17 protein-coding genes are annotated in these 21,289 nt (G+C 66.7%); 3 read left to right on the forward strand and 14 right to left on the reverse strand.

The features are described 5' to 3' along the window. Nucleotides 1-31: 31 nt before the first annotated feature. Nucleotides 32-778 carry a response regulator transcription factor gene (locus tag ACTJJM_RS01970; RefSeq protein ID WP_329765799.1) on the forward strand — a complete coding sequence of 249 codons (747 nt, stop codon included), beginning with the start codon at nt 32-34 and terminating at the stop codon, nt 776-778. Then, a complete protein-coding gene (locus ACTJJM_RS01975; RefSeq protein ID WP_440865100.1) occupies nt 775-3,099 on the forward strand; it encodes an ATP-binding protein in 2,325 nt (774 codons plus the stop codon). Before ACTJJM_RS01970 ends, ACTJJM_RS01975 begins: the two co-directional genes overlap by 4 nt. On the opposite strand, the gene ACTJJM_RS01980 is transcribed toward ACTJJM_RS01975, so the two are convergent. The 9 genes from ACTJJM_RS01980 to ACTJJM_RS02020 all read right to left on the reverse strand — a co-directional run bounded on the left by ACTJJM_RS01980 (nt 3,100) and on the right by ACTJJM_RS02020 (nt 13,205). Then, nucleotides 3,100-3,855 (reverse strand): SapC family protein, encoded by a 756-nt coding sequence (locus tag ACTJJM_RS01980; protein WP_010485810.1) that lies wholly within the window; start codon nt 3,853-3,855, stop codon nt 3,100-3,102. Between the two features lie 110 nt (nt 3,856-3,965). Further along, the gene (locus ACTJJM_RS01985) at nt 3,966-4,238 is read right to left on the reverse strand and encodes a hypothetical protein (protein WP_005409616.1); all 273 of its coding nucleotides are present in this window, start codon (nt 4,236-4,238) and stop codon (nt 3,966-3,968) included. Between the two features lie 274 nt (nt 4,239-4,512). Then, on the reverse strand, nt 4,513-6,549 hold the full coding sequence (fusA, locus tag ACTJJM_RS01990) for an elongation factor G (protein WP_440865101.1): 2,037 nt from the start codon (nt 6,547-6,549) through the stop codon (nt 4,513-4,515). 415 nt (nt 6,550-6,964) lie between these two features. Continuing rightward, nucleotides 6,965-7,714 (reverse strand): hypothetical protein, encoded by a 750-nt coding sequence (locus ACTJJM_RS01995; RefSeq protein ID WP_197601241.1) that lies wholly within the window; start codon nt 7,712-7,714, stop codon nt 6,965-6,967. 64 nt (nt 7,715-7,778) lie between these two features. Further along, nucleotides 7,779-8,540, reverse strand: a complete 762-nt coding sequence (locus ACTJJM_RS02000; RefSeq protein ID WP_071306136.1) for a heme ABC transporter ATP-binding protein — start codon at nt 8,538-8,540, stop codon at nt 7,779-7,781. Next, nucleotides 8,537-9,580: a FecCD family ABC transporter permease gene (locus tag ACTJJM_RS02005; RefSeq protein ID WP_019337457.1), complete on the reverse strand. Its 1,044-nt coding sequence runs from the start codon at nt 9,578-9,580 to the stop codon at nt 8,537-8,539. The genes ACTJJM_RS02000 and ACTJJM_RS02005 overlap by 4 nt, the downstream gene beginning before the upstream one ends. Continuing rightward, a complete protein-coding gene (locus tag ACTJJM_RS02010) occupies nt 9,577-10,626 on the reverse strand; it encodes a heme/hemin ABC transporter substrate-binding protein (RefSeq protein WP_313411752.1) in 1,050 nt (349 codons plus the stop codon). The genes ACTJJM_RS02005 and ACTJJM_RS02010 overlap by 4 nt, the downstream gene beginning before the upstream one ends. Before the next feature lie 51 nt (nt 10,627-10,677). Next, nucleotides 10,678-12,054: a YncE family protein gene (locus ACTJJM_RS02015; protein ID WP_312393482.1), complete on the reverse strand. Its 1,377-nt coding sequence runs from the start codon at nt 12,052-12,054 to the stop codon at nt 10,678-10,680. A 122-nt stretch (nt 12,055-12,176) separates the two neighbouring features. After that, nucleotides 12,177-13,205, reverse strand: coding sequence for an alpha/beta hydrolase (locus ACTJJM_RS02020; protein ID WP_311069199.1), 1,029 nt, complete (start codon nt 13,203-13,205; stop codon nt 12,177-12,179). A 280-nt stretch (nt 13,206-13,485) separates the two neighbouring features. Between ACTJJM_RS02020 and ACTJJM_RS02025 the strand changes: the two genes are divergently transcribed. Continuing rightward, entirely contained in the window at nt 13,486-13,860 is a 375-nt protein-coding gene (locus ACTJJM_RS02025; protein ID WP_049409847.1) for a hypothetical protein, read from the forward strand. A gap of 73 nt (nt 13,861-13,933) precedes the next feature. On the opposite strand, the gene ACTJJM_RS02030 is transcribed toward ACTJJM_RS02025, so the two are convergent. From ACTJJM_RS02030 to ACTJJM_RS02050, 5 genes are all read right to left on the reverse strand, one after another. Continuing rightward, nucleotides 13,934-14,323 carry a DUF805 domain-containing protein gene (locus ACTJJM_RS02030; RefSeq protein ID WP_010485830.1) on the reverse strand — a complete coding sequence of 130 codons (390 nt, stop codon included), beginning with the start codon at nt 14,321-14,323 and terminating at the stop codon, nt 13,934-13,936. Between the two features lie 189 nt (nt 14,324-14,512). Next, nucleotides 14,513-15,790, reverse strand: a complete 1,278-nt coding sequence (locus ACTJJM_RS02035) for a replication-associated recombination protein A (protein ID WP_238582488.1) — start codon at nt 15,788-15,790, stop codon at nt 14,513-14,515. Nucleotides 15,791-15,988: 198 nt separating this feature from the next. Further along, nucleotides 15,989-16,627, reverse strand: a complete 639-nt coding sequence (lolA, locus tag ACTJJM_RS02040) for an outer membrane lipoprotein chaperone LolA (protein WP_233652858.1) — start codon at nt 16,625-16,627, stop codon at nt 15,989-15,991. A gap of 111 nt (nt 16,628-16,738) precedes the next feature. After that, nucleotides 16,739-18,682 (reverse strand): DUF3857 domain-containing protein, encoded by a 1,944-nt coding sequence (locus ACTJJM_RS02045; RefSeq protein ID WP_440865102.1) that lies wholly within the window; start codon nt 18,680-18,682, stop codon nt 16,739-16,741. Between the two features lie 39 nt (nt 18,683-18,721). Continuing rightward, on the reverse strand, nt 18,722-21,082 hold the full coding sequence (locus tag ACTJJM_RS02050) for a DNA translocase FtsK (RefSeq protein WP_010485837.1): 2,361 nt from the start codon (nt 21,080-21,082) through the stop codon (nt 18,722-18,724). Nucleotides 21,083-21,289: the final 207 nt, after the last annotated feature.

The raw sequence follows: 21,289 nt of genomic DNA on the forward strand, positions 1-21,289 counted from the left end.
ATCCACTGCATCAATCGGCAACACTGGATTGATGGATCTTGCACATCGACCCTTAGGAATAATCGCAAAAATCCAACAAATTCGATGCTCGACGCGACAGCAGCGCCAGAATGATCGCCACGCCCTTCGGGCGCCGATCACCTCCCAGCGCATGAATGGATACCCTGCACCGCGCCGACTGCGGCTGGCACTCCTCGACGATCACGAAGTCGTCCGCCGCGGCACCGTCCTGCACCTGTCCCGCGACATCCGCTTCGACATCGTCGCCAGCCACACCCGCAGCGATGAGCTCGTTGGCAGCCTGCGCCGGCAGGCAGTGGATGTCGCCATCATCGATCTCACCTTGGCGCCCGGCGACCGCAGCAGTGATGAACTGGTTTCTCTCCTGCGCGAGTGCTTTCCTCATGTTCCCCTGCTCGCCTTCGCCACGCTGACGCCAACCACCCGCATCGATCACCTGCTGACGGCCGGCATCAGCGGCGTGGTCAGCAAGTCCGAGCCCCTGGAGATGCTGTCTGAAGCCATCGTGCGCATATCGCAGGGACTGTGCCGCCTGCCCGCCGATTGCCTGTTCCCGGCCAACCGCGAGGAACTCAGTCGCAACGAACGCGAAGTGCTGGACCTGCTTCTGGCAGGCCTGACCGTCTCCGAGATCGCGCTGCACCGCCACCGCAGCGTCAAGACGGTCAGCACCCAGAAGGTCGCCGCCCTGCGCAAGCTCGGGTTGCGCAATGACGTGGAGATCTATGCACTGCGGCGGCAGCTGGGGGTGCGATGAGGCGCCGCGCTCGTCTCCGTCTGCGCACTTCGTGCACCTTGCTGCTGGCCCTGATCCTGCTGCCCGCAGCCTCCGCCGAGGATGCGCAACTGCAGGAATGGTCCGCCGGCCGCGAAGTGCGGGTTGCCACCGCGCCATCACTGCGCCCGCTACCTGCAGCGCTGGAGGATTCACGCACGCCCCCTACCCTCGCCCATGGTTATGCCGACCTTGTCGCTCAGCATTCCGGCCTGCGCTTCCGCGATCTCACCTACACCAGCACGAGCGCGGCGGTCGCTGCCGTCTGCCGGCACGAGGCTGACCTGGTGCTGGTCATGGGCAATCCTTCGCATCGCCCGCTTCCTTGTCCCGACCTGATGGCATCGGGCGCTTTCCATGGCGGCAGGACGGTGCTGGCCTCGCGTAAAGGCGAGCGCCCACCCCGTGACGTCACCGGGGTGAGGGCGCAGGTGCTGGCCGTCGTTGACGGTGGCCCCTATGCCGACTGGCTGGCGACCCACCATCCTCAGATCCACCTGCTGCACCTTCACGACCGCCATGCGGCGCTGGCCGCCGTGGAGAGCGGTATCGCCGATGCGGCCATCGGCCTGGAAGCAACGCTGCAGTCGATGATCCGGCAGCACTTCGCGGGCAACCTGCAACTGCACCCGTTCGACAGCGATTTTTCCACCGATCTGCACCTGTTTGTCCGCCGCGAGGACCAGCAGCTGCTGGCGCGCATCGATCAGGCGCTGCGCGCCATCACGCTCGAAGAGCACGCACGGCTGCTGGAGTTGTGGGCACAGCAGATGCTGCCCGCATCCATCGAGAGCACATTTGACCAGATGCGCCTCCCGCTCCTGCGATGGCTGCTGTGTCTGGCCACGGCACTCATCGGCCTGCCCGTGCTCTGGCAGGCGCTACGTTGGCGAATCGGCCGCACGGAACGCCGCCTGGGGCGCGCGGCGGGGATGATCAGCCATGAGGTGCGCAATTCCGCGCAGACGATTCTGGCTTCGATCGACCTGTTGAGCCAGTCACACCTGCCCAGGGGGCAGCGCGAACTGCTCGCGGCAGCGCTTGCTGCCGGCCAGTCGCTGCGCAGGCTGCTCGATCGCTCACTGGCGTTCTCGCGCCTTGCCAGCGGCAGCTTCAGGCCGCATCCCGTGCCCTGTGACGTCGGTCAACTCTGTGCCCGTGCACTGGAAGCCATCCGGCCGGAGGCACTACGGAGAGGCCTGTCACTCCAGCTCGATCGCACGCCTGATCCAGCGCCGGTGGTCGCGCTGGATGCCGATGGACTACGCCAGATTGTCGACAACCTGCTGGGCAATGCATTGAAATTCACGGACGTCGGTGGTATCGAAATGCGCCTGCAACTATCGCCCGCCCTGTCTCCCCGGGAGCTGTTGCTGGATGTGATCGACAGCGGCATCGGCATTGCGCCCGCTCAACTGGCGCTTCTGTTCCGGCCATTCCAGCAGAGCGAGGATGGCCAGAGACGTGGCGGCACCGGGCTGGGCCTGACGATCGCGCGCGAACTGGCCGTTGCCATGGGCGGCAACCTGACCGTACACAGCGTGCATGGGCGCGGCAGCCGCTTCACCCTGCGATTGCCGGTCCGCGCCGTCCACGGCGATCCGCCACCCATCGAGCCGCTGCAGCAGACACCACTGGCCGGCATCGACCTGCTCCTGGTCGAAGATCATGCACTCAGCCGGCACATCGTCGCAGAGCAGCTGCGCCGGCTGGGTGCGGATGTACGCGCGGTTGCCGATGCCGACACCGCATTGGCCGAGCACGCGCTACGACCGCGCGCCACGGTCATGCTGGACATCGGGCTTCGCGACTCGGATGGCTACGCTCTGGCGCAGCAGCTGCGCGCGCAGGCAGAGTCCCCCCTGCGAGTGATTGCCCTGTCCGCCCGCATGGGGCGCCGCCATGCGGCGCGCTGCCGAAGGGCCGGATTCGACGCCATCCTGGTCAAGCCATTGCAGGTTGCGAGCTTGCTGCAGGCGCTGGGCCTTCCGCCCCCGGCGCACCGTACTGCGCCCGATGACGCCCCTGGCGTCGAGCCGGATTACGCTGCGGACATTGCCTATGAGCTGGCCAGGATCGAACAGGCCGTGCACGACGTCGATGCTGCGACACTACGCCACCATGCGCACCGCCTGCAGGGCACGCTGCAGATGTGCCGGGCAATGGATCAGGCCGGCATGGCGGCCGCTCTGTGGGAGATGGGGCATGAGGCCGCGCCCGACTGGGTCCAGGCGCGGCGGCTGCTGCAGGGATTGCAGCAGTGGCACGGCTCCCGCAGAGCGGAAGCCGCGCCATCAGCCTGATCAGGCCGCCAGGCGCTCGACCTGGCGACGGGTCAGGTCGTTGAAGCGACCCAGCGACATCAGGTGCTGATGGATCAGCGCCAACCAGCCGCTGCGGTGCCACTCGACCACGGTCGCTTCCGGCAGCGCCACGAACTTCTCCACGTCCACCACCAGGAAGCCGTTGAGATTGAACTCGCGGCCATCCGGGGTACGCACGGTGGCATTGCGCTCGACCAGCAGGCCGTTGTCGATCAGGGCCTTGGAGAAGGCCTGGGTCTGTTCATGCTCGCGGGTGTACTGGCCGCAGAACTCCAGCGCCTGCTGCACCATGTCGGTGGCCTTGCCGTCCACGAACAGCGGCTGGCCTTCGTCACCGCCCTTGACCACGCGCGAGCTCTCTTCGTCGATGCCCAGCAGGAAGTCGTTGTCCGCACCGGTGTCGATGAAGATGAAGGGGTGGCGACGCAGATAGGCCGGAATATAGGCCTCGTCTTCCCACAGGCCGTCCTTGATGAACAGGTTCTGGTCGGAAACACCAACGGCGGCCATCGGCACGGCGGTCGGGCCAGCGAACAGGATCGGGAAGTGGTGCAGGGCCAGCGAGAACTCGCCCAGCACCAGCGGAATGGCGTTGTTGCCGGCGGCAAACTCGAGCTTGCCCGGCAGGATGCGCAGATCGGCATGCACATCGGCCTGCAGCGGCACCGGACGGGTGTAGAACAGGGGGGCGCTGCTCGGCGCCGCTTCGGTGGTGGTGTCGCTGGTGGTCGTCATCTTGGGAACCGTTCGATCATGCGCGCCTGCCATCCCGGGCGCGCCAGCGGGAACAACCTGAATCCCGCATTATCAACAAGCTCGATGACAACGGCCACCCCACCGACGGCCTATTTCAGTTGCAGGGGGTAGCGCTGCCAGAGCACGTGGACCAGGAAACCGGCCAGCTCGGTGTCGCGCGCGCTGACTGCGGCGCGGATCTTGTCCAGCAGCACCATGTCCGAGCAGGAGCGCACATCGGCGTGGTTGGCCTGCCCTGCCCGGCGCGCGCGGTAGCGCGCGGCCCGCTGCGCATCACTCATGGCGTACCCGAACTTGGGCGGACGACCGCGCTTTCGCGGCAGGGTCAGCTCCAGGGTTCCGGGGTCTTTGTCATCACGCATGAGAGGGGTGCGGGCGGCGGCGAGCAACGGGGGGTGCGCAATTTATCGTGAGGCATCACTTTAATCCAGCCTTTTCTGCAGTTTTGTTGCAACGCAATGCAAAAAATCGCATGCCGAGGGCTCCATCCACGCATGGCGTGGATCTACTGCGGAATCGCCGCGCCTTGTGTGGATACGGAAACCCGCCAACTCCCAGTAGATCCGCGCCATGCGTGGATGCGCGTTCCCGACCACAAAAAAAAGGGAGCCCGCGAACGGGCTCCCCTCACCTTCCTCATGCAACGCGTACCGGCTCATAGCCGTGCAGGTGCGCCTCGCTGCTCGCCCGCCCCTGGCTGAGCGAACGCAGCGACGTGGTGTAACCCACCAGCTGCGCCAGCGGCGCAAAGCCACTGACCTCGGCGCGACCGTCCTGGTCGTCGATGCGGGCAATGCGACCATGCCGACGGTTGAGGTCGCCCACCACATCACCCACCGACGCTGATGGCGAATGCACCGTCACCGCCATCACCGGTTCCAGCAGCTGCGTGCCACCCTCGGCCAGCGCCGCCTTGATCGCCTCGGCACCCGCACGGTGGAACGCCATCTCCGACGAGTCCTTGGCATGGGTCTGGCCATCGACAAGACTGACCTCGATACCGACCACCGGATGACCCTGCGGCCCTTCCGACAGTGCGGCACGCACGCCCTTTTCCACCGCCGCGATGAAGCTGCGCGGCACCACGCCACCGACGATGCGATCGTTGAACACGATCTGGTCGTCCTCACGCGGCGCCACGTCCAGCACCACGTGCGCGAACTGGCCCTGGCCGCCGGTCTGCTTGACCAGCCGCCCGACGACGCCCGTCATCGCACGCATCGGCGTCTCCTGGTAGGCAACGCGCGGCGAGCCCACACCCACGTCCACCTTCCATTCGCTGCGCAGGCGTTCGACCATCACCTCCAGGTGCAGCTCGCCCATGCCCCAGACCAGGGTTTCCGCCGTATCGCGATCGGTTTCGACGCGGAACGACGGATCTTCCTGGGCCAGGCTGGCCAGGCCCTGCGCCATCCGGATCAGGTCGGCCGCACGCGCCGGCTCCAGCCGCCAGGCCAGCACCGGCGCCTGTGCCTGGATGTTCTCCAGGCGCAGCGGCTGCGCACGGCCGCTCAGCGTCTCGCCACTGACCGCATCCTTCCAGCCCAGTACCGCGACGATGTCACCGGCCACGGCCTGTTCGATGTCGTGGGTCTGGTCGGCCTGCACGCGAACCAGGCGGCTGACACGCCGCCCTTGCGGATGCTGCGAACTGGCCACGGCGTCGCCCACCTTCAAGGTGCCCGAGTACAGCCGCACGAAGCTCAGCGCGCCGTGCTGCTGGTGGGTGATCTTGAACAGCAGGCCCGCCAGCGGACCGTCCGGATCCGGCGGTAGCACCACCTCGCCACCTTCGCTCTCGGCGCTCACCGCAGGGCGATCCAGCGGCGACGGCAGGTAATCGACCACGGCGTCCAGCAGCGTTTCGATGCCCTTGTCCTTGAACGCAGCACCGGCCAGCACAGGCACGCCCGCACCTGCCAGCGTCGCCCGACGGATCGCCGCACGCAGCGTCCCGGCATCGATCACGCGGCCTTCCAGCCAGGCATCGGCCAGTTGCTCGTCGTGATCAGCCACGGCTTCGACCAGCGCATCGCGCTGTGCCTGCCACTGGGCGCGCACCGCGTCGTCCCACGGGGTCACCGTGGTTGCGGCGCCATCCTGCCACTGCAGCACGCGCTCATCGACCAGATCGACCCAGCCGTTGAAGCCGCTTTCGCTGCCCAACGGCACGCCCAGTGCCCACGGACGTGCCTGCAGCTTGTCCTGCAGCTGCTCCAGCACGCGCTCGAACGAAGCGCCAACGCGGTCCATCTTGTTGACGAAAGCGATCAGCGGCACGCGATGGCGGCGCGCCTGGCGCCACACCGTCTCGGACTGCGGCTGCACGCCGTCCACGGCTGAGAACACGGCCACGGCACCGTCGAGCACGCGCAGCGAACGCTCGACTTCGATGGCGAAGTCGATGTGGCCAGGAGTGTCGATCAGGGTCAGCCGATGCGGCGGCAGGTCACGCGGTGCCCACTGCGCCTGCACGGCGGCCGCGCCGATGGTGATGCCCCGTTCGCGCTCGATTGCCGAGAAATCGGTGGTCGCATTGCCGTCGTGCACTTCGCCGACGCGATGGATTTCGCCGCTTTTCCACAGCAGACGTTCGGTTAGCGTGGTTTTGCCGGCGTCGATGTGGGCAATGATGCCAAGGTTGCGACGACGGGAAAGGACTTGGGTGTTCATGGGAAAGGTTCCTGCAAAGCCAACTTCGGGGGCCGCGCACCCCGGTTGGCGACAGGGTGCGCGGCTAGCGTTCGGTCTCGGCGATCTGGTGCATGGCACGTTCTCCTTGCGGTACATCGGATTACGGGAAATGGAACTGCGGAAACGAAAAGAGCGCCCAGAAGGGCGCTCTGTCGAAGGTCCAGCGATGGCCGCTTCAACGACCTCGTGGGGCTCCAGGCAGACACGCCCGTTCCGCGCTTGCGCGGGTCAGGGTGAAAAACTTCAGGAGCGGCATCCGGTTCATGGGGCGCATTCTAGACCTGCCAATCTGGCGCGCAAGTGAATATTGAGCACATAAATGGAACGATGAAGTCGGCGGGCATCGGGGTCGGACCCCTTTGCGACGGCCAAGGGCTCTGACCCCTCCCCTGCCTTAGTCGCAGTCGTGCAGCTTGCGCGCCTCACCCACGGTCGCCGCCTGGTCGTCCCCCATCGAGATCCATCCCTTCAACGACATCGCCAGATCCACCTGCGCCTGGCGCGGGCCACCATGGATCACCACCTCGGTCCAGCTGCCGACCGGCGCCAGCTCCGACAATCGTGCAGCCTGGTCGTCTTCGGTGCTGAACATATCGCCTGGCTCCGCAGGCTTGGCCTTGTTCACGGTCTCGGTCTTGCGCGCCCGGATCCGCAGCGCGCCATCGGCCATGCGCTGGGTGGTGACTTCATGGCGTTCCACCCCGTAGGCCCAGCTGCTCTCTCCCGCGCGACGGGTCTCGCTACCGTCGTCTGCCACCACCACGGAATCACCCGCCGCTTCTGCCACGGCCGCAACCGAACCCATTCCGGACATCAGCGCCTGGTAGGCAATCATCTGCCGCTGTTCGGTGGCCAGCGCAACGTCACCTGCCTTGCCGGCAGGAATCTGAAGGTACACCGCCTCCCTGCACAACATCAGTACCTGCTGGTCGTCCCAGCTGATGAGCACTTCATCACTCGCGAAATAGCGGGTCGCCACCGGAACCACAGGAGCGCTCCCGCCAGCGGAATACCGGCTCTCGATCAGCGAGGCCTGCTCGGAGGCCTTGATCAGGGAAACTGAGGATGCCGACGCAGTGCTGGCGGCGCATACGGAGGCGACCATTGCCGAGAGCAGCACGCCATGTGAAACAGTACGGATCATTGCATCAGTCCATTGAAGAGAACGAACCGCACATGATACTTCGCCTGGCAGAGCGCGTTGATGCTCAGGTCACCACCACCAGCGGCACCCCGCGCCGCGGATGCTCCAGCACCACCACATCCTGCTGGTAGACCCGCTGCAGGTTGTCTTCGGTCAGCACCTGCAATGGTGTTCCGTCGGCCGCCACCCTGCCCTGCTCCAGCAGCACGATGCGATCGGCATAACCGGCCGCCAGATTCAGATCGTGCAGCACCACGATCACGCACGCACCGGCCTCGGCACAGGCACGCACACTGCGCAGCGTGCGCTCCTGATGACGTAGATCCAGTGCGGCGGTCGGCTCGTCCAGCAGCAGCAACGGGGTGTCCTGTGCCAGCACGCGCGCGAACGTGGTACGCGCGGATTCGCCACCGGACAGCTGCTGCACCTCGCGCAGGCGCAGCGCCTGCAGTTCCGCGGCATCGATGGCCGCTTCCACCTGGGCGTCATCCACCACTGGATCCGGCGGATGCGGCAACCGCCCCATCGCCACCACTTCTTCCACGCTGAAGGCAAAGCGCACGCCGTGCTCCTGTGGCATTACCGCGCGCTCGCGCGCCAGTGGTCCGGCCTTGTAGCTGGCCAGCGGCTTGCCCAGCAGGCTCACCTCGCCCACATCGGCGCGCAGGTCACCGGCAGCCACCGCCAACAGCGTGGATTTGCCCGCGCCATTCGGTCCAACCAGGGCGGTCACCGTACCCGGCTCGAACGCCAGCGAGATGCCATGCAGGATCTCGCGCTGCTGGCGGCGCACCACCACCTCGTGCAGTTTCAGCAGCACGCTCATGGGGCCGCCTTGCGGCGCTGCTGCAGCACCAGCCAGAGGAAGAACGGTGCGCCCAGCGCGGCCGAGAACAAGCCCAGCGGAATCTCCGCGGGCGGATCGAGCGTGCGTGCGGCGGTGTCGGCCACCACGATCAGCAGCGCACCGAGCAGGCCGGACAACGGCAGCAGCCAGCGATGCCCGGGGCCGACCAACAGGCGCGCCACGTGCGGCACCACCAGGCCAACGAAGCTGATCGAGCCGGCAAAGGCCACCGCCGCGCCCACCAGCAGCGCACTGAACGCCACCAGGCGACGCCGCGTGCGGGTGACATCCAGCCCGAGGTGCTGTGCCTGGCGCTCCCCCAGCGCCAGCATGTCCAGCGGCGTGGCCAGTCGCTGCAATGCGAACACGCCAATCGCAAACAACGGCACCACCGCAGCCACGTCGGCCCAGTTGGCGCGCGCGAGCGAGCCCATCTGCCAGAACACCAGCGACTGCAGTTCGCTTTCGCTGGCGATGTAAGTGAGGAAACCAATCAGCGCCGAGCAGAACGCGGCCATCGCGATACCGACCAGCAGCAGCGTGGCGTTACCCGTGCCCTTGCCAGGCCGGGCCAACGCATACGTCAGGCCGATCGCCAGCGCACCGCCGACGAACGCGGCCACCGGCACCAGCCAGCCCGCCGCACCGGCGGCGCCCAGCACGATGGCGGCCACCGCACCCAGTGCAGCACCCTGGCTGACACCGACGATGCCGGGGTCGGCCAGCGGGTTACCGAACAGGCCCTGCAGGCTGGCACCGGCCATCGCCAACGACGCGCCGACCATCGCGCCCAGCAGGGCACGCGGAATGCGCAGTTGCCAGACCACGGCCAGATCGCGGCTGCTGACTGCCTGCGGATCCAGCAGGCCCAGCTTCACCGCCAGCGCCTGCATCACCTCCAGCGGCGGCAGCCGCAGCGGGCCCACGGCGAACGACGCCAGCACCGCACCCAGCAGTGCCAGCAACGCCACCAGCAACATTGTCCGCCCGCGACGGCGGCGCCGATCCGCCGGACTCATGCCTTCGGCAACGCCGCCAGGGCCTTGGCCAGCGCCAGCGCGCCAGCACCGGAACCGACACTGGTGTACTTCAGCTGCACATCCGGCATCACCCAGACCCGCTTGGCCTGCCCGGCCGGGGTCTGCCTCAGCGTCGGGTACGCCTTCCACAGGCCTTCGGCACCACCGAACAACTGCAGGTCATGCTCGGTCACCAGGATCACCTCCGGTGCCGCGGCAACCACGCCTTCATTGCTCAGCTGCGAGTAGTTCTTCACCCCGGCCTCGGTGCCGATGTTGACGCCGCCAGCCAGTGCGATCAGCTGCGCCGATGCGCTGTCGGCACCGGCAACAGTTGGCGAGCCACCGGCACCGGTGGCCGATACGTGGATCACTCGTGGCGCATGGCCCAGGCCCTTGCCAATCGCTGCAGCCTCGTCGAGCTGGCGCTGCACCTGCGTGGCAAGTGTCTGCCCTGCCTCGGCCAGCCCTAGTGCGGCGGCGACCTTGCGCACTTTGTCCGGGGCCGGCTGCAGGTCATCGATGACCACGGCCGGCTCGCCCACTTCGCGCAGCTTCCTGGCAAGCTCTGTGTGGCGGCGCAGGCTGTTGCCGAGGAACAGCGAGCCCTGCAGGCTCAGCACGCCCTCCACGCCAGTGGTTCGGTTGAACAGGAACTGGTGCGGTGCGGCCAGGCCGGCCTGGGTGGTGGTGTTGGTCGGTGCCGCGAACACCTGCTTGCCCAGACCCAGCGCCTCGATCACCGCGATGACATCGTCACCACCGGCAATGATCCGGCTGGTGTCGGCCACTTCGACGTCGGCACCATCATCGGAATGCACCTTGGCCGGCAGCACGGCCTTCTGGTCGTGCACGGCCGGCATTTCGGCACCGGCCACGCGCTGCCAACCTGCCGGCAGCGCGGTTTCCGCAGCCGCCGCCGTTGCCGCGGGCGGCTCGGCAGGCGTCTTGCCATCGGAGGGAGCCGACGAGCCGCCACAGGCAGCCAGCGCCAGCGAAACGGCCAGCGGGAGCGCACACAGGCGCAGACGGGACGCGATGTTCATGGACGTTCTCCTTGCTGGCAGGGCGACGCGCACGCCGCCCTGCCCTGTGACTTACTGCTTCGGGGTGATACGGGTGATGCGGTCACCCTTCGGGTCTTCAGCGCCACGCGACTTGTTCACCGCGAACACGTTGCCCTTGCCATCGGCGCGGACGTGGTTCGGCAGCGTGCCGCCATCGAGGTTGGCGACCACCTTGCCGTCACCGTTCACCACGGTGACCGTGCCAGCGCCACGGTTGCTGACGTAGGCCAGGCCGGAGGCATCATCGAAGGCGACGTTCAGCGCGCCGGCGCCGACCGGCACATCGTGCAGCACCTTGCCGGCGGCCACATCAACGATCAGCAGGTTGTCGGTGCCCTGCGAGGCCACGTACAGGCGGTTGCGCGCGGCGTCGAAGGCCACGCCCGAGGCACTGATCGAGTTGCCCAGGTCGATGACCTTCTCGACCTTGCCGCTGGCCACATCGATCACCGCCGCTTCCGGGGTGCCGATGCTGACGGTGAACAGCTTGCCAGCCTTTTCGTCCAGCACCAGGCTCATCGGGGTGAACTTGCCGTCATCCACGCCGGATTCCAGCGTCACCTGCGGCAGTTCCTTGAACGTCTTCGCATCGAACACCGACAGATGGTCCTCTCCCGTGGCCGAGGCGAACACCTTGCCGTGGGTGCCGTCGACCACCACGTCGCGCGCATGCGGCACGGCATCGACCGGGAACTGGTGGACCAGCGACAGGTCCTTCTGGCGGTAGACCGCGATCGAGTTCTGGCGGGTATTGGTCACCCACACATTGCCGTTGGTGTCATCCACGCCCACACCGTAGACCGCATAGACCGCGCCATTGGTGCTGCCCGGCACCTGCGCCGGGGTGATCGCCTTGGTTACCTTCAGGGTCTTCGGGTCCAGCTTCAGCAGCTGCGACTGGGTCACCGGCGGGCGGCCCACGGCCGAGGTGACGAACACCGCGTTGCTGGCGGCGCTGTAGGCGGACTGGTACAGGCCCGGCACCAGCTTGTTGGACTGGGTGGCGAACTGCGCCTGGCCGGACAGCGGCAGCTGCGGCGAGACGCGCAGCTTCAGCACGGTGGCTGCAGCCGGCTGGCTGGCGCGCACCACCACCGGGTGGGTGCCCGGCACCGCATCGGCCGGAATGCTCAGCTGGGTCTTGAAGTTGCCATCGGCGTCGACCACCACCGGCTGCGTGTTGAGCACGCTGTCGCCACGCAGCAGGCTGACTTTCTGGCCCGGCACGAAGCCGCGACCGACCACGTCGGCAGTGCTGCCGGGAACCACGTTCTCACCGCGCGAGACGACCTCACCCTTGAAGGTGGCGTTGGCCGGCTGATCGAACACCGGCTGCGCGGTGGCGGTCACCGCGAGCAAAAGGCCGGCGGCGAGTGAGGTGAGACGGAAAGACGGACGGAACGACATGGAAGGCTCCTTGCACACGTAGGCCGCGCCACGTGACGCGGGATTCATCGGTTGCCTGGGCCGCTGCGCATCGGCAGCCTCGCCTGGGTAGTGGGGTCGCACGGCATCGCGTGCGAAGAGATTCATTCGGCGGCGTTGTCACCGCCGTTGGGCGCACCATCGCCGGCGCTGCGGTCGGTCACGCCGTACAGCTCATGCAGCGCAGCGTGGAACGACGCCGGAAGCATCGGGCCGTGACCGAGGCCGTCGAACTCGCGGTACTGCACGCTCAGGCCCGGCACCTTACCCAGCCGCTCGGACAACTGCATCGCCGCATCCGGGGTGGCACCGCCGATGCGGCGCAGGTGCGCGACCACGCGCGGATTGTTCATGTCGCGCTTGCCACGATCACCGACGCGCTCGGCGCCGCCCAGCATCAGCCAGAGCTTTGCCGGCTGGCCATGCACGTTCTGCACGAACTGCTGTTCCGGATCACCCAGCGCCGCGCCCTGGCTCCACCACAGCGACGGGCTGGCCGCCAGGTAGGACTGGAAGGCGGCGGGACGGGTGTACAGCGCATTGAGCACGAACAGGCCGCCCAGCGAGTGACCCCACAGCGCTTGCTGCTGCGCATCGATGCGTGCGCGGCGCTCGACTTCCGGCTTGATGCGGCGCTCGATCACATCCAGGAAGGCCGCGGCACCACCACCGACCGCCTGGGTTGTACCGCTCTCGTCGTCGGCACGGTCGATCCACGCGGTGTAGTCGCGGGTGCGCGCCTTGGAATCGATCCGAAGGTCATTGTCGTAGCCGATCAGCACCAGCACCGGTGGTGCTTTGCGCGTGGCCAGTTCGGCCAGCAGCGGCTGGTCCAGGACCATGGCGACGGCGTTCCCGTCCAGCGCGTACAACACCGGGGAGGGTGTCTTGCCGGCCTTGGCCGGGATCGCCAGGTTCACCCGCCAACGGCGCTGCCGGTCCGGGCTGTCCACCACGAAATGCTCGAAGCGATAGCTGGCCGCCGGCTCGTCGAGCACGGTGTGGCCGATCTTCTGCAGCGGATTGCGCTGCTGTGCATAGGCATACGGGGTGGCCAGGAGCAGACCCATCATCAAGGCGGCCAGGCCGCGGGCCAGCAGACCACGGCGCGAAGGCGGGACGAAATGCTTCATCAGCGGCGGCAGAAGCGGCCCAGGGCCGCCGGTTCACAAGGGACCGCAGTCTACCTTAAACGCGAATGATTATCACATCGATCGAACGTCACACTGTGTATCACGCGCGCGCATGCCCGGGTTGCACGAGGGGCAGCAGTTCCCCTATTTTGCCGCCCACCGGGGCATTGGATCGCCCCGCTTCCAGCGCAGCCATGGATGGCGGGCACTTGCCGCCATCCGGGTCGCGTTCATCTGCACACAACCGCCATGGGATTGGATCCCATGATTGTGAGAACCCTTGAAGCACACCGCACTGATCGCCCTGTCCCTCGGCCTGCTCGCCCCGCTGGCCGCCCACGCCGCGCAGGATCTGCCGTCGCTCTACCAGGCCTTTGAAGAGGCCGGCAATTCGACGTTGAGCATGGACCAACTCAACCAGACGGTGACGTTCACCGCCGTGGCGCTGGGCGTTTCCAGCAACCTGGCGGGCGAACCGCTGATCGAGGCCGGCGACGACCAGGGCAATGTCCTGGCCCGGCTGACCACCGACGACGAGCAGCAGGCGGCCAAGCTGGGCGCCCTGGAAGAAGGCGCAACGTTCACCGCCAGCTGCACGCTGCAGTTCAGCTCCGGCACGGACTACCTGTCCTTCGGCGATTGCCGCATCAAGTAAAGACGAAGCCGGCGAAACGCCGGCTTCTCTTCTTTACCCCTGTAGAGTCGAGCCATGCTCGACTCCAACAGCGTCACGGGCCCGAAGGCACCGGACCATACACATTCTCCTGCGGCGTGCCCGGCAGCAGCGAGAAGATCATGATCACGATCCCGCCGCCCGGCACCAGCGCCAGCAGGAACAGCCAGCCCGACTGGTTGCAGTCATGCAGGCGGCGCACGGTCACCGCGATCAGTGGCACGATCGTGACCAGCCACATCACACACAGCAGCACCACCATGCCGATCAGGATGCCGGCCAGCGCATCGGCACTGTTGCGCAGGAGGATCGCCAGCACACCGGCCAGCAGCATCACTGCCGTTGCGACCAGGAACAGGAACAACTGGTACATCCAGTACTCGCGGCGGTTGGCGCGGCCCTCGAACTGGGCGTAGCGCTTCAACGGCAGAATCATTTCCTGCACGGCATCGATCCTTGAAAAAGTAGCCGCGCAGTGTGCCAAATGCACGCGCACAGGACAATGTGGCGACGAACCATGCTCGACTGCCATTACTCCTGTAGTGCCGAGCCATGCTCGGCTGCTGTTCCAAGAGGTACCTGTAAGCCCATGCAAGGGCGAAGTCGAGCATGGCTCGACTCTACAGAAGCCGGGTCAGCGGCCCTTCGCGGCCCGCGCGGTCTCGCGCTCGGCGCGCAACCGATCCAGCTTGTCCTTCAGCTTGATTTCCAGGCCACGCGGCACCGGGTTGTAGTACACGCGCTCGCCCATCGCATCCGGGAACCCGGTCTGGTCCAGTGCGATGCCGCCTTCGGCGTCGTGGTCGTACTGGTACTCGGCGCCGTAGCCGAGCTCCTTCATCAGCTTGGTCGGCGCATTGCGCAGGTGCAGCGGCACATCTTCGGTGCCGCTTTCGCGCACGTCGGCCTTGGCCTGGTTGAACGCGGCGTAGCCCGCATTCGACTTGGCGGTGCTGGCCAGGTACAGCACCAGCTGGGCGAAGGCGAGCTCGCCTTCCGGGCTGCCCAAGCGTTCGTAGATGTCCCAGGCCTCCAGCGCCATGCTCTGTGCGCGCGGATCGGCCAGGCCGATGTCCTCGATGGCCATGCGGGTCAGCCGACGCGCCAGGTATGACGGATCGCAACCGCCATCGAGCATGCGGGTCAGCCAGTACAGCGCGGCATCAGGATTGGAGCTGCGTACCGACTTGTGCAGCGCCGAGATCTGGTCGTAGAACTGCTCGCCGCCCTTGTCGAAGCGGCGGGTACGATCGGCCAGCACCTGGGTCAGGGTCTGCGGCGTGATGCGGCCACCCTCCCCGCCCGCCAGCTCGGCGGCAATTTCCAGCAACGTCAGCGCACGGCGCACATCACCATCGGCAGCGGTAGCGATTTCCAGCAGCAGCTCAGGCGCGACCTCGATGCCCTCTTCGCCCAGGCCCCGCTCGCGGTCACCCAGTGCACGTTCCAGCGCCTCGACGATATCGGTTGGCGAGACCGCTTCCAGCACATGCACGCGGCAACGCGACAGCAGCGCCGAGTTCAGTTCGAACGACGGATTCTCGGTGGTGGCGCCGACGAACAGGATGGTGCCGCGTTCAATGTGCGGCAGGAACGCATCCTGCTGCGCCTTGTTGAAGCGATGCACCTCGTCCACGAACAGCACGGTGCGACGGCCTTCGGCGAAGCGCTGGGCGGCCTCGGCCAGCACCTGGCGCACTTCCGGCAGACCGGACAGCACCGCAGAGATGGCACGGAATTCAGCGTCGGAGTACTCGGCCAGCAGCAGCGCCAGCGTGGTCTTGCCGCAGCCCGGCGGCCCCCACAGGATCATCGAATGCACGCGCCCGGATTCGACGGCGCGACGCAGCGCACTGTCCGGGGCCAGCAGGCGTTTCTGCCCGACCATTTCGTCGAGGGTGCGCGGGCGCATGCGCTCGGCCAGCGGGCGCAGGTGATCCCGATCAACGCTCAGCAGATCGGGGCCGGGGAAGGAAGTGGAGCGATGTCTTGGCACGCGGCTATTGTACCGCGCCGGGTGACCACGATTCCGGTAGTGCCGGCCGCTGGCCGGCAGATCAAGAGCGTGTCAACCAAGGTTGACACCCACCAAAGCGTTGCCGCACGCAGATCAATTACCGATGACGTCGGTGCCCTTCGGCGGGGTGAAGCTGAAGGTGCCGGCGGCGAAGCCCGGGTTGCGCTTCCAGCCGCTGAAGCTGATCACGGTCCGCTGGCCGACAGCGTCGGTGATCTCCATCCTGGCCAGGCCCTGGGCATTAAAGCCCAGCGCGGCGTACTGGAAGCTGGCTTCGGTCTCGCGCTTCGGCGACAGCGACAGCCACTGCAGGCCGTCGCGCTGCGCGGCCTCTTCGCTGACGTCGTACTGCTGTTCCAGCAGCGCCGGGTTGATCAGCGCGGTCAGCGGGCTGTTCTGTTCTTCCTTGCCCTGCTCGCGCACGGTGGCCTGCTCCAGGTCCGGCTCGTACATCCAGACCTTCTTGCCGTCAGCCACGATCAACTGCTCATGCGGGCGCACGTATTCCCAGCGGAACAGGCGCGGCGCCGACAGCGCCACGCGGCCGCTGGTCGATTCCTTCACCTTGCCGCGGCTGTCGAACACCTGCTGGCTGAACTGTCCGTCCAGGCCCTTCAGGCCACTGGTGAAGGTCTTCAGGTCATCGCGGGCACCGGCCCAGGCACTGCCGGCAGCGGCACAGGCGACAGCCAGGGTAGTAGTGGCAAGGAAACGGCGGAAGTGGAAGTTCATGCGGAAATCCTGTGGGCGCGGGCGCCAGGAAAGGTGATTGCCAGTGTGCCCGGGGAAAGATGAATGGGCGATCAGGGCGACATTATGCCGCCCTGAACGTCCATCGGCGATTCAGCCGCCAGATGTCGGCAGCTTGCCGTACAGCACCTGGCCGCGGAAGCCGCGCCGCACTTCGCGGTACAGCGCGCGGAACGCGGGGTAGTCCTGCGGCTGGCACAGCGCCTCCGGCCCACGCACCGCATTCTGCTGCAAGCGGTGGTGCACGATCACGTCCTGGCCCTCGCGGCTCCAGTCCACCCGGTATTCGCCAGCGGCATTGGTAAAGCGCTGGCTGGCCGGAATGGCGATGATCGGCGCATTGGCCGGGAACTGCAGGCGATAGGTTTCCTCGCGCAGGCTGGCGTTGCAGTAGAACGGCGTTTCGTTGGCCGGCGCCGAGGCGGTGGCATACAACCCCCGCACCGACTCGCCACCCGGCGGATCCGGCACGGCCATGCCGCCGGCCACGCTGAAATCGGCGTAGTCCTCGGCCTGGAACGCCATGCGGTAGCCGAACGGCCGGGTCAGGTCGACCGGCACGCCCTGGATCTGCAGCTGCCCTCGCCCATCGAAACCGGACGAGGCCATGATCTGCTCCTCAGCGCGCGCACGGTTCTGCGCGTTGAGCTGGGAGAACTGCGCGCGCATGCCGATCTCGGCGTTCTCACCCAACTTGGGAATGGTCTCGCCGCGCAGGTTGCCGTTGGCATCAAACGTGAAACGCACCTCCATCGACGTCGCATTGCGCTCCGGCGTATTGGCCGGGGTACGCGCCAGCGTGGCGTCACGGGTACGCATCACCGGTGCACCCAGGTCACCCTCTGGCAGCTGACCGAAGCGCGCCCACGCGGTGGTCGAATCCAGGTACAGATCGAATTCGGGAATGTAGGTGATGGCGTGGTTGAAGCGGCCCAGCACCGGAATCTTCGGCAGCGTCGGGCCACCGCCCGCACCGATCAGCACCGGCGAGCTGGCGATGCCCTTGGCCGCCAGCAGCGCCTCCAGGATCGTCACATGGTCCTTGCAGTCGCCGTAGTGGTTGTCGAGGATGCTCTGCGCGCTGTTCGGCTCCAGGCCGCCGTTGCCCAGGTACACCGCCACATAGCGGATGTTCTGCGCGACCCAGCGATACAGCGCATCAGCCTGCTCGCGACGGTCGCTGATGCCCGTCGTGATTTCGTCTGCCAGCGCCTGCAGTTCCGGCGTGACTTGCGCCGCCGGGCCAGCCTTGAGCTGGTAGGCGCGCCCCATCTGCGACCAGTCACGATACGTGCTGGCCATGATGTTCGGACCGAACTCCCAGCCCGCCGCCGACCAGTTCTGTGCCGGCATGGCTTCGCGACGCTGGTAGCGCCAGCGCCATTGCGCCTGGCCATTCTTCACTGTCGGGCGATCGCTGCCCTGCACGCCGCGGCTGTCGACGAACATCGGCAGGTTGGCCGGCGCACTCAGGGTGACCTCAGCGTCCTCGTACTCGGTGAAGACGTTGAAGGTTTCCCACAGGCCAAAGTAGCCCGGGAAGTACGGCGTGACCTGGGTGCGGCGCACCTGGTAGTACAGGCGCGTGCCCGGGGCCAGGTTCGGGAATACGATCACCCGCACCTTGCGGTCGGCATACATTGCCGCCGAGGCGCTGGAGTAGCTCTCCTGGGTGTAGATGCGGTCGGCCGGCACGTCGCGGCGCTGGCCGTCGGCGGTGATGGTGTAGGCGCCGAGTACTTCCAGCGTCTCCATCTTCTCGCTGTAGCTCAGCCGCACCTGGCTGAACTGCTCGACGGACGCCTTGGTCTTGAGCAGGACTTCGTAGGTTTCGGTCTGCACATTGCCCGCATCCGGCCGCACCTGGTAGTCGGCGCGGTAACGGACAATGCTGAAATTATTGCTGGCTTCGGTATCGCCGCTGGTGGAAGGCGGCGCCGTGGCGGGCGCGGAGGTGGCGGTGTCTGCCAGTGCCGGGCCGGCAGCCAGGAAGGCTGCCAGCGCCAGTGCCAGCGCGCTTGGTACGGGGTGAAGCATGCGTCGGCTCCTTGGACGTCGTGGGGGATACGTCGGGTCTTACTTCGGCGGCGGCGGAGCCAGCACCGTGCGGTCGCCGTTGTGCTCGGGCGAACTGACCACGCCGGCCGCTTCCATGGCCTCGATCAGTCGCGCTGCACGGTTGTAGCCGATCTTCAGCCGGCGCTGCACGCCGGAGATCGAGGCGCGGCGGGTCTCGGTCACCACCCGCAGGGCCTCGTCATACAACGGGTCGGACTCGTCGCCGGACGAACTGTTCTCCGGCAGTCCGGTGGCGCCGACGACCACGCCGTCGCCCATCGTCTGCACTTCGTCCAGCACGCCGTCGACATAGTCGGCCGGGCCCATCGCCTTGAGGTGCTCGACCACGCGATGCACTTCATCGTCGGACACGAACGCACCATGCACGCGCTCGGGCAGCGCGGTGCCCGGCGGCAGGTACAGCATGTCTCCGTGGCCGAGCAGGGTTTCCGCGCCGGACTGGTCGAGGATGGTGCGCGAGTCGATCTTGGAGCTGACCTGGAAGGCGATGCGCGTCGGGATGTTGGCCTTGATCAGGCCGGTGATCACGTCCACCGACGGGCGCTGCGTGGCCAGGATCAGGTGGATGCCGGCCGCACGCGCCTTCTGTGCCAGGCGCGCGATCAGCTCTTCCACCTTCTTGCCGACGATCATCATCATGTCGGCGAATTCGTCGATGAAGATGACGATGAACGGCAGCGTCTCCAGCGGGCGCGGCGCCTCGCCCAGCTCGGGGTTCGGCTTGAACAGCGGGTCCATCAGCGGCTGGCCGGCGTCCTGGGCTTCCTTCACCTTCTTGTTGAAGCCGGCCAGGTTGCGCACGCCGACCGCGCTCATCAGCTTGTAGCGGCGCTCCATCTCGGCCACGCACCAGCGCAGGCCGTTGGCGGCCTCCTTCATGTCGGTGACCACCGGCGCCAGCAGGTGCGGAATGCCCTGGTAGACGCTCAGTTCGAGCATCTTCGGGTCGATCATCAGCATCCGCAGGTCTTTCGGCGAGGCCTTGAACAGCAGGCTCAGCACCATCGCGTTGACCGCCACCGACTTGCCCGAACCGGTGGTACCGGCCACCAGCAGGTGCGGCATGCGCGCCAGGTCTGCCACAGTCGAGCGGCCAGCGATGTCCTTGCCCAGCGCCAAGGTCAGCACGCTGGCCGACTTGTCGTATTCCTTGGAACGCAGCAGCTCGGAGAGGTAGATCATCTCGCGGGTGACGTTCGGAATTTCCAGGCCGATCACCGACTTGCCCGGAATCACGTCGACCACGCGCACCGACTTCACCGACAGGCCACGCGCGATGTCCTTGTCGAGCGAACTGATCTGGCTGACCTTGATGCCCGGCGCGGGCTCGATCTCGAAGCGGGTGATGACCGGGCCGGGGTTGGCGCCGACCACCTGGGCGTCGATGCGGAAGTCCTTCAGCTTGAACTCGATCTGCCGCGACAGCGCGTCCAGGGTTTCCTTGTCGTAGCCCACCGGCTGCGGCTTGGGGTCGTCCAGCAGGGCCAGCGGCGGCAGGTCCGAGCCGTCGCCGTTGACGCCACGGAACATCGGAATCTGCGTGTCGCGCTTGGCCCGATCACTCTTCTCGATCACCGGTTCCGGGCGCGGCTCGATCTTCACCGGCTCGCGCTTGGCACGCACCTCGGCGTCGGCCTTGCGCACTTCCTGTCGCTCCTCGCGCATCACCCGCGTCTGCTGCCACTCGGTGACTTCTTCCTTCTTGCGCGCCAGCAGCGGCGCCAGCGACATCACCCCGCGGCCGATCTTCTCCATCACCGTGAACCAGGACAGCCCGGTGGCCAGCGTGATCGAAGCCAACAGCAGTACCAGCACGAACAGATTCGCGCCCAGCGCCCCGAAGCCCACCGTAAGCGAGTTGCCCACCAGTTTGCCGAGGATACCGCCGGCACTGGAGACATCGCCACTGAACAGGCGCACGTGCAGGAAGCCGGTCCCGGCGATCAGGAAGCCGACCAGGCCGACCAGGCGCAGCGCCGGGTCCAGGTCGTTCTCGCCCTTGCTCTCGCGCTTGAGGCCGAACATGGCGATCCACGCCAGCGCGCCCAGCACCACCGGCAGCAGGAAGGCGATGTAGCCGAACAGCTGCAGCAGCACGTCGGCGATCCAGGCGCCGGCGCGACCGCCGAGGTTGTGCACCGGCGCGACCACGCTGCCGGTATGCGACCAGCCCGGGTCCGTCGCTGAATAGGTGAAAAGACTGGCCGCCAGGTACAGCAAGGCCGGCGCGATGGCGATCAGGCCAAGATCGCGCCAGAGGCGTTGGCGGCGTGGATTGTCGGTCGTCGCCGCCGCAGCCGTGCGACGTGACGCCTTGCTGTCGTCGGACTTGGAGCGTTCGGGGACCTGCTTCGCCACCTTAGACCATACCTTTGGAATGCGCTGTTAGTGATTGATAATAAATGAGACGGCGTCAGTTTTCAGTTATGCGACATCCGACAGGGCGTTCAGAGCGCCGGAACCATCGCCGGATGACGGCGTTCTGTTCATCGGCTTGAATCGCCCTGCCCCAGCCGCCACTCTATGACCAGCCTTGGATGCTGCGCAAACATCGCCAGCACCTTG

Source organism: Stenotrophomonas sp. 22692 (genome assembly GCF_052045015.1).
GTDB lineage: Bacteria > Pseudomonadota > Gammaproteobacteria > Xanthomonadales > Xanthomonadaceae > Stenotrophomonas > Stenotrophomonas geniculata.

Bases quoted from the DNA above. Each gene is read 5' to 3' on its own strand.
- ACTJJM_RS02000 (WP_071306136.1), bottom strand. From the start codon at position 8,540: ATGAGCGTGCTGCTGAAACTGCACGAGGTGGTGGTGCGCCGCCAGCAG.
- ACTJJM_RS01980 (WP_010485810.1), bottom strand. From the start codon at position 3,855: ATGACGACCACCAGCGACACCACCACCGAAGCGGCGCCGAGCAGCGCC.
- ACTJJM_RS02005 (WP_019337457.1), bottom strand. From the start codon at position 9,580: ATGAGTCCGGCGGATCGGCGCCGCCGTCGCGGGCGGACAATGTTGCTG.
- ACTJJM_RS01970 (WP_329765799.1), top strand. From the start codon at position 32: ATGGATCTTGCACATCGACCCTTAGGAATAATCGCAAAAATCCAACAA.
- ACTJJM_RS02015 (WP_312393482.1), bottom strand. From the start codon at position 12,054: ATGTCGTTCCGTCCGTCTTTCCGTCTCACCTCACTCGCCGCCGGCCTT.
- fusA (WP_440865101.1), bottom strand. From the start codon at position 6,549: ATGAACACCCAAGTCCTTTCCCGTCGTCGCAACCTTGGCATCATTGCC.
- ACTJJM_RS01995 (WP_197601241.1), bottom strand. From the start codon at position 7,714: ATGATCCGTACTGTTTCACATGGCGTGCTGCTCTCGGCAATGGTCGCC.
- ACTJJM_RS02045 (WP_440865102.1), bottom strand. From the start codon at position 18,682: ATGCTTCACCCCGTACCAAGCGCGCTGGCACTGGCGCTGGCAGCCTTC.
- ACTJJM_RS02035 (WP_238582488.1), bottom strand. From the start codon at position 15,790: ATGCGCCCGCGCACCCTCGACGAAATGGTCGGGCAGAAACGCCTGCTG.
- ACTJJM_RS02020 (WP_311069199.1), bottom strand. From the start codon at position 13,205: ATGAAGCATTTCGTCCCGCCTTCGCGCCGTGGTCTGCTGGCCCGCGGC.
- ACTJJM_RS02010 (WP_313411752.1), bottom strand. From the start codon at position 10,626: ATGAACATCGCGTCCCGTCTGCGCCTGTGTGCGCTCCCGCTGGCCGTT.
- ACTJJM_RS01985 (WP_005409616.1), bottom strand. From the start codon at position 4,238: ATGCGTGATGACAAAGACCCCGGAACCCTGGAGCTGACCCTGCCGCGA.
- lolA (WP_233652858.1), bottom strand. From the start codon at position 16,627: ATGAACTTCCACTTCCGCCGTTTCCTTGCCACTACTACCCTGGCTGTC.
- ACTJJM_RS01975 (WP_440865100.1), top strand. From the start codon at position 775: ATGAGGCGCCGCGCTCGTCTCCGTCTGCGCACTTCGTGCACCTTGCTG.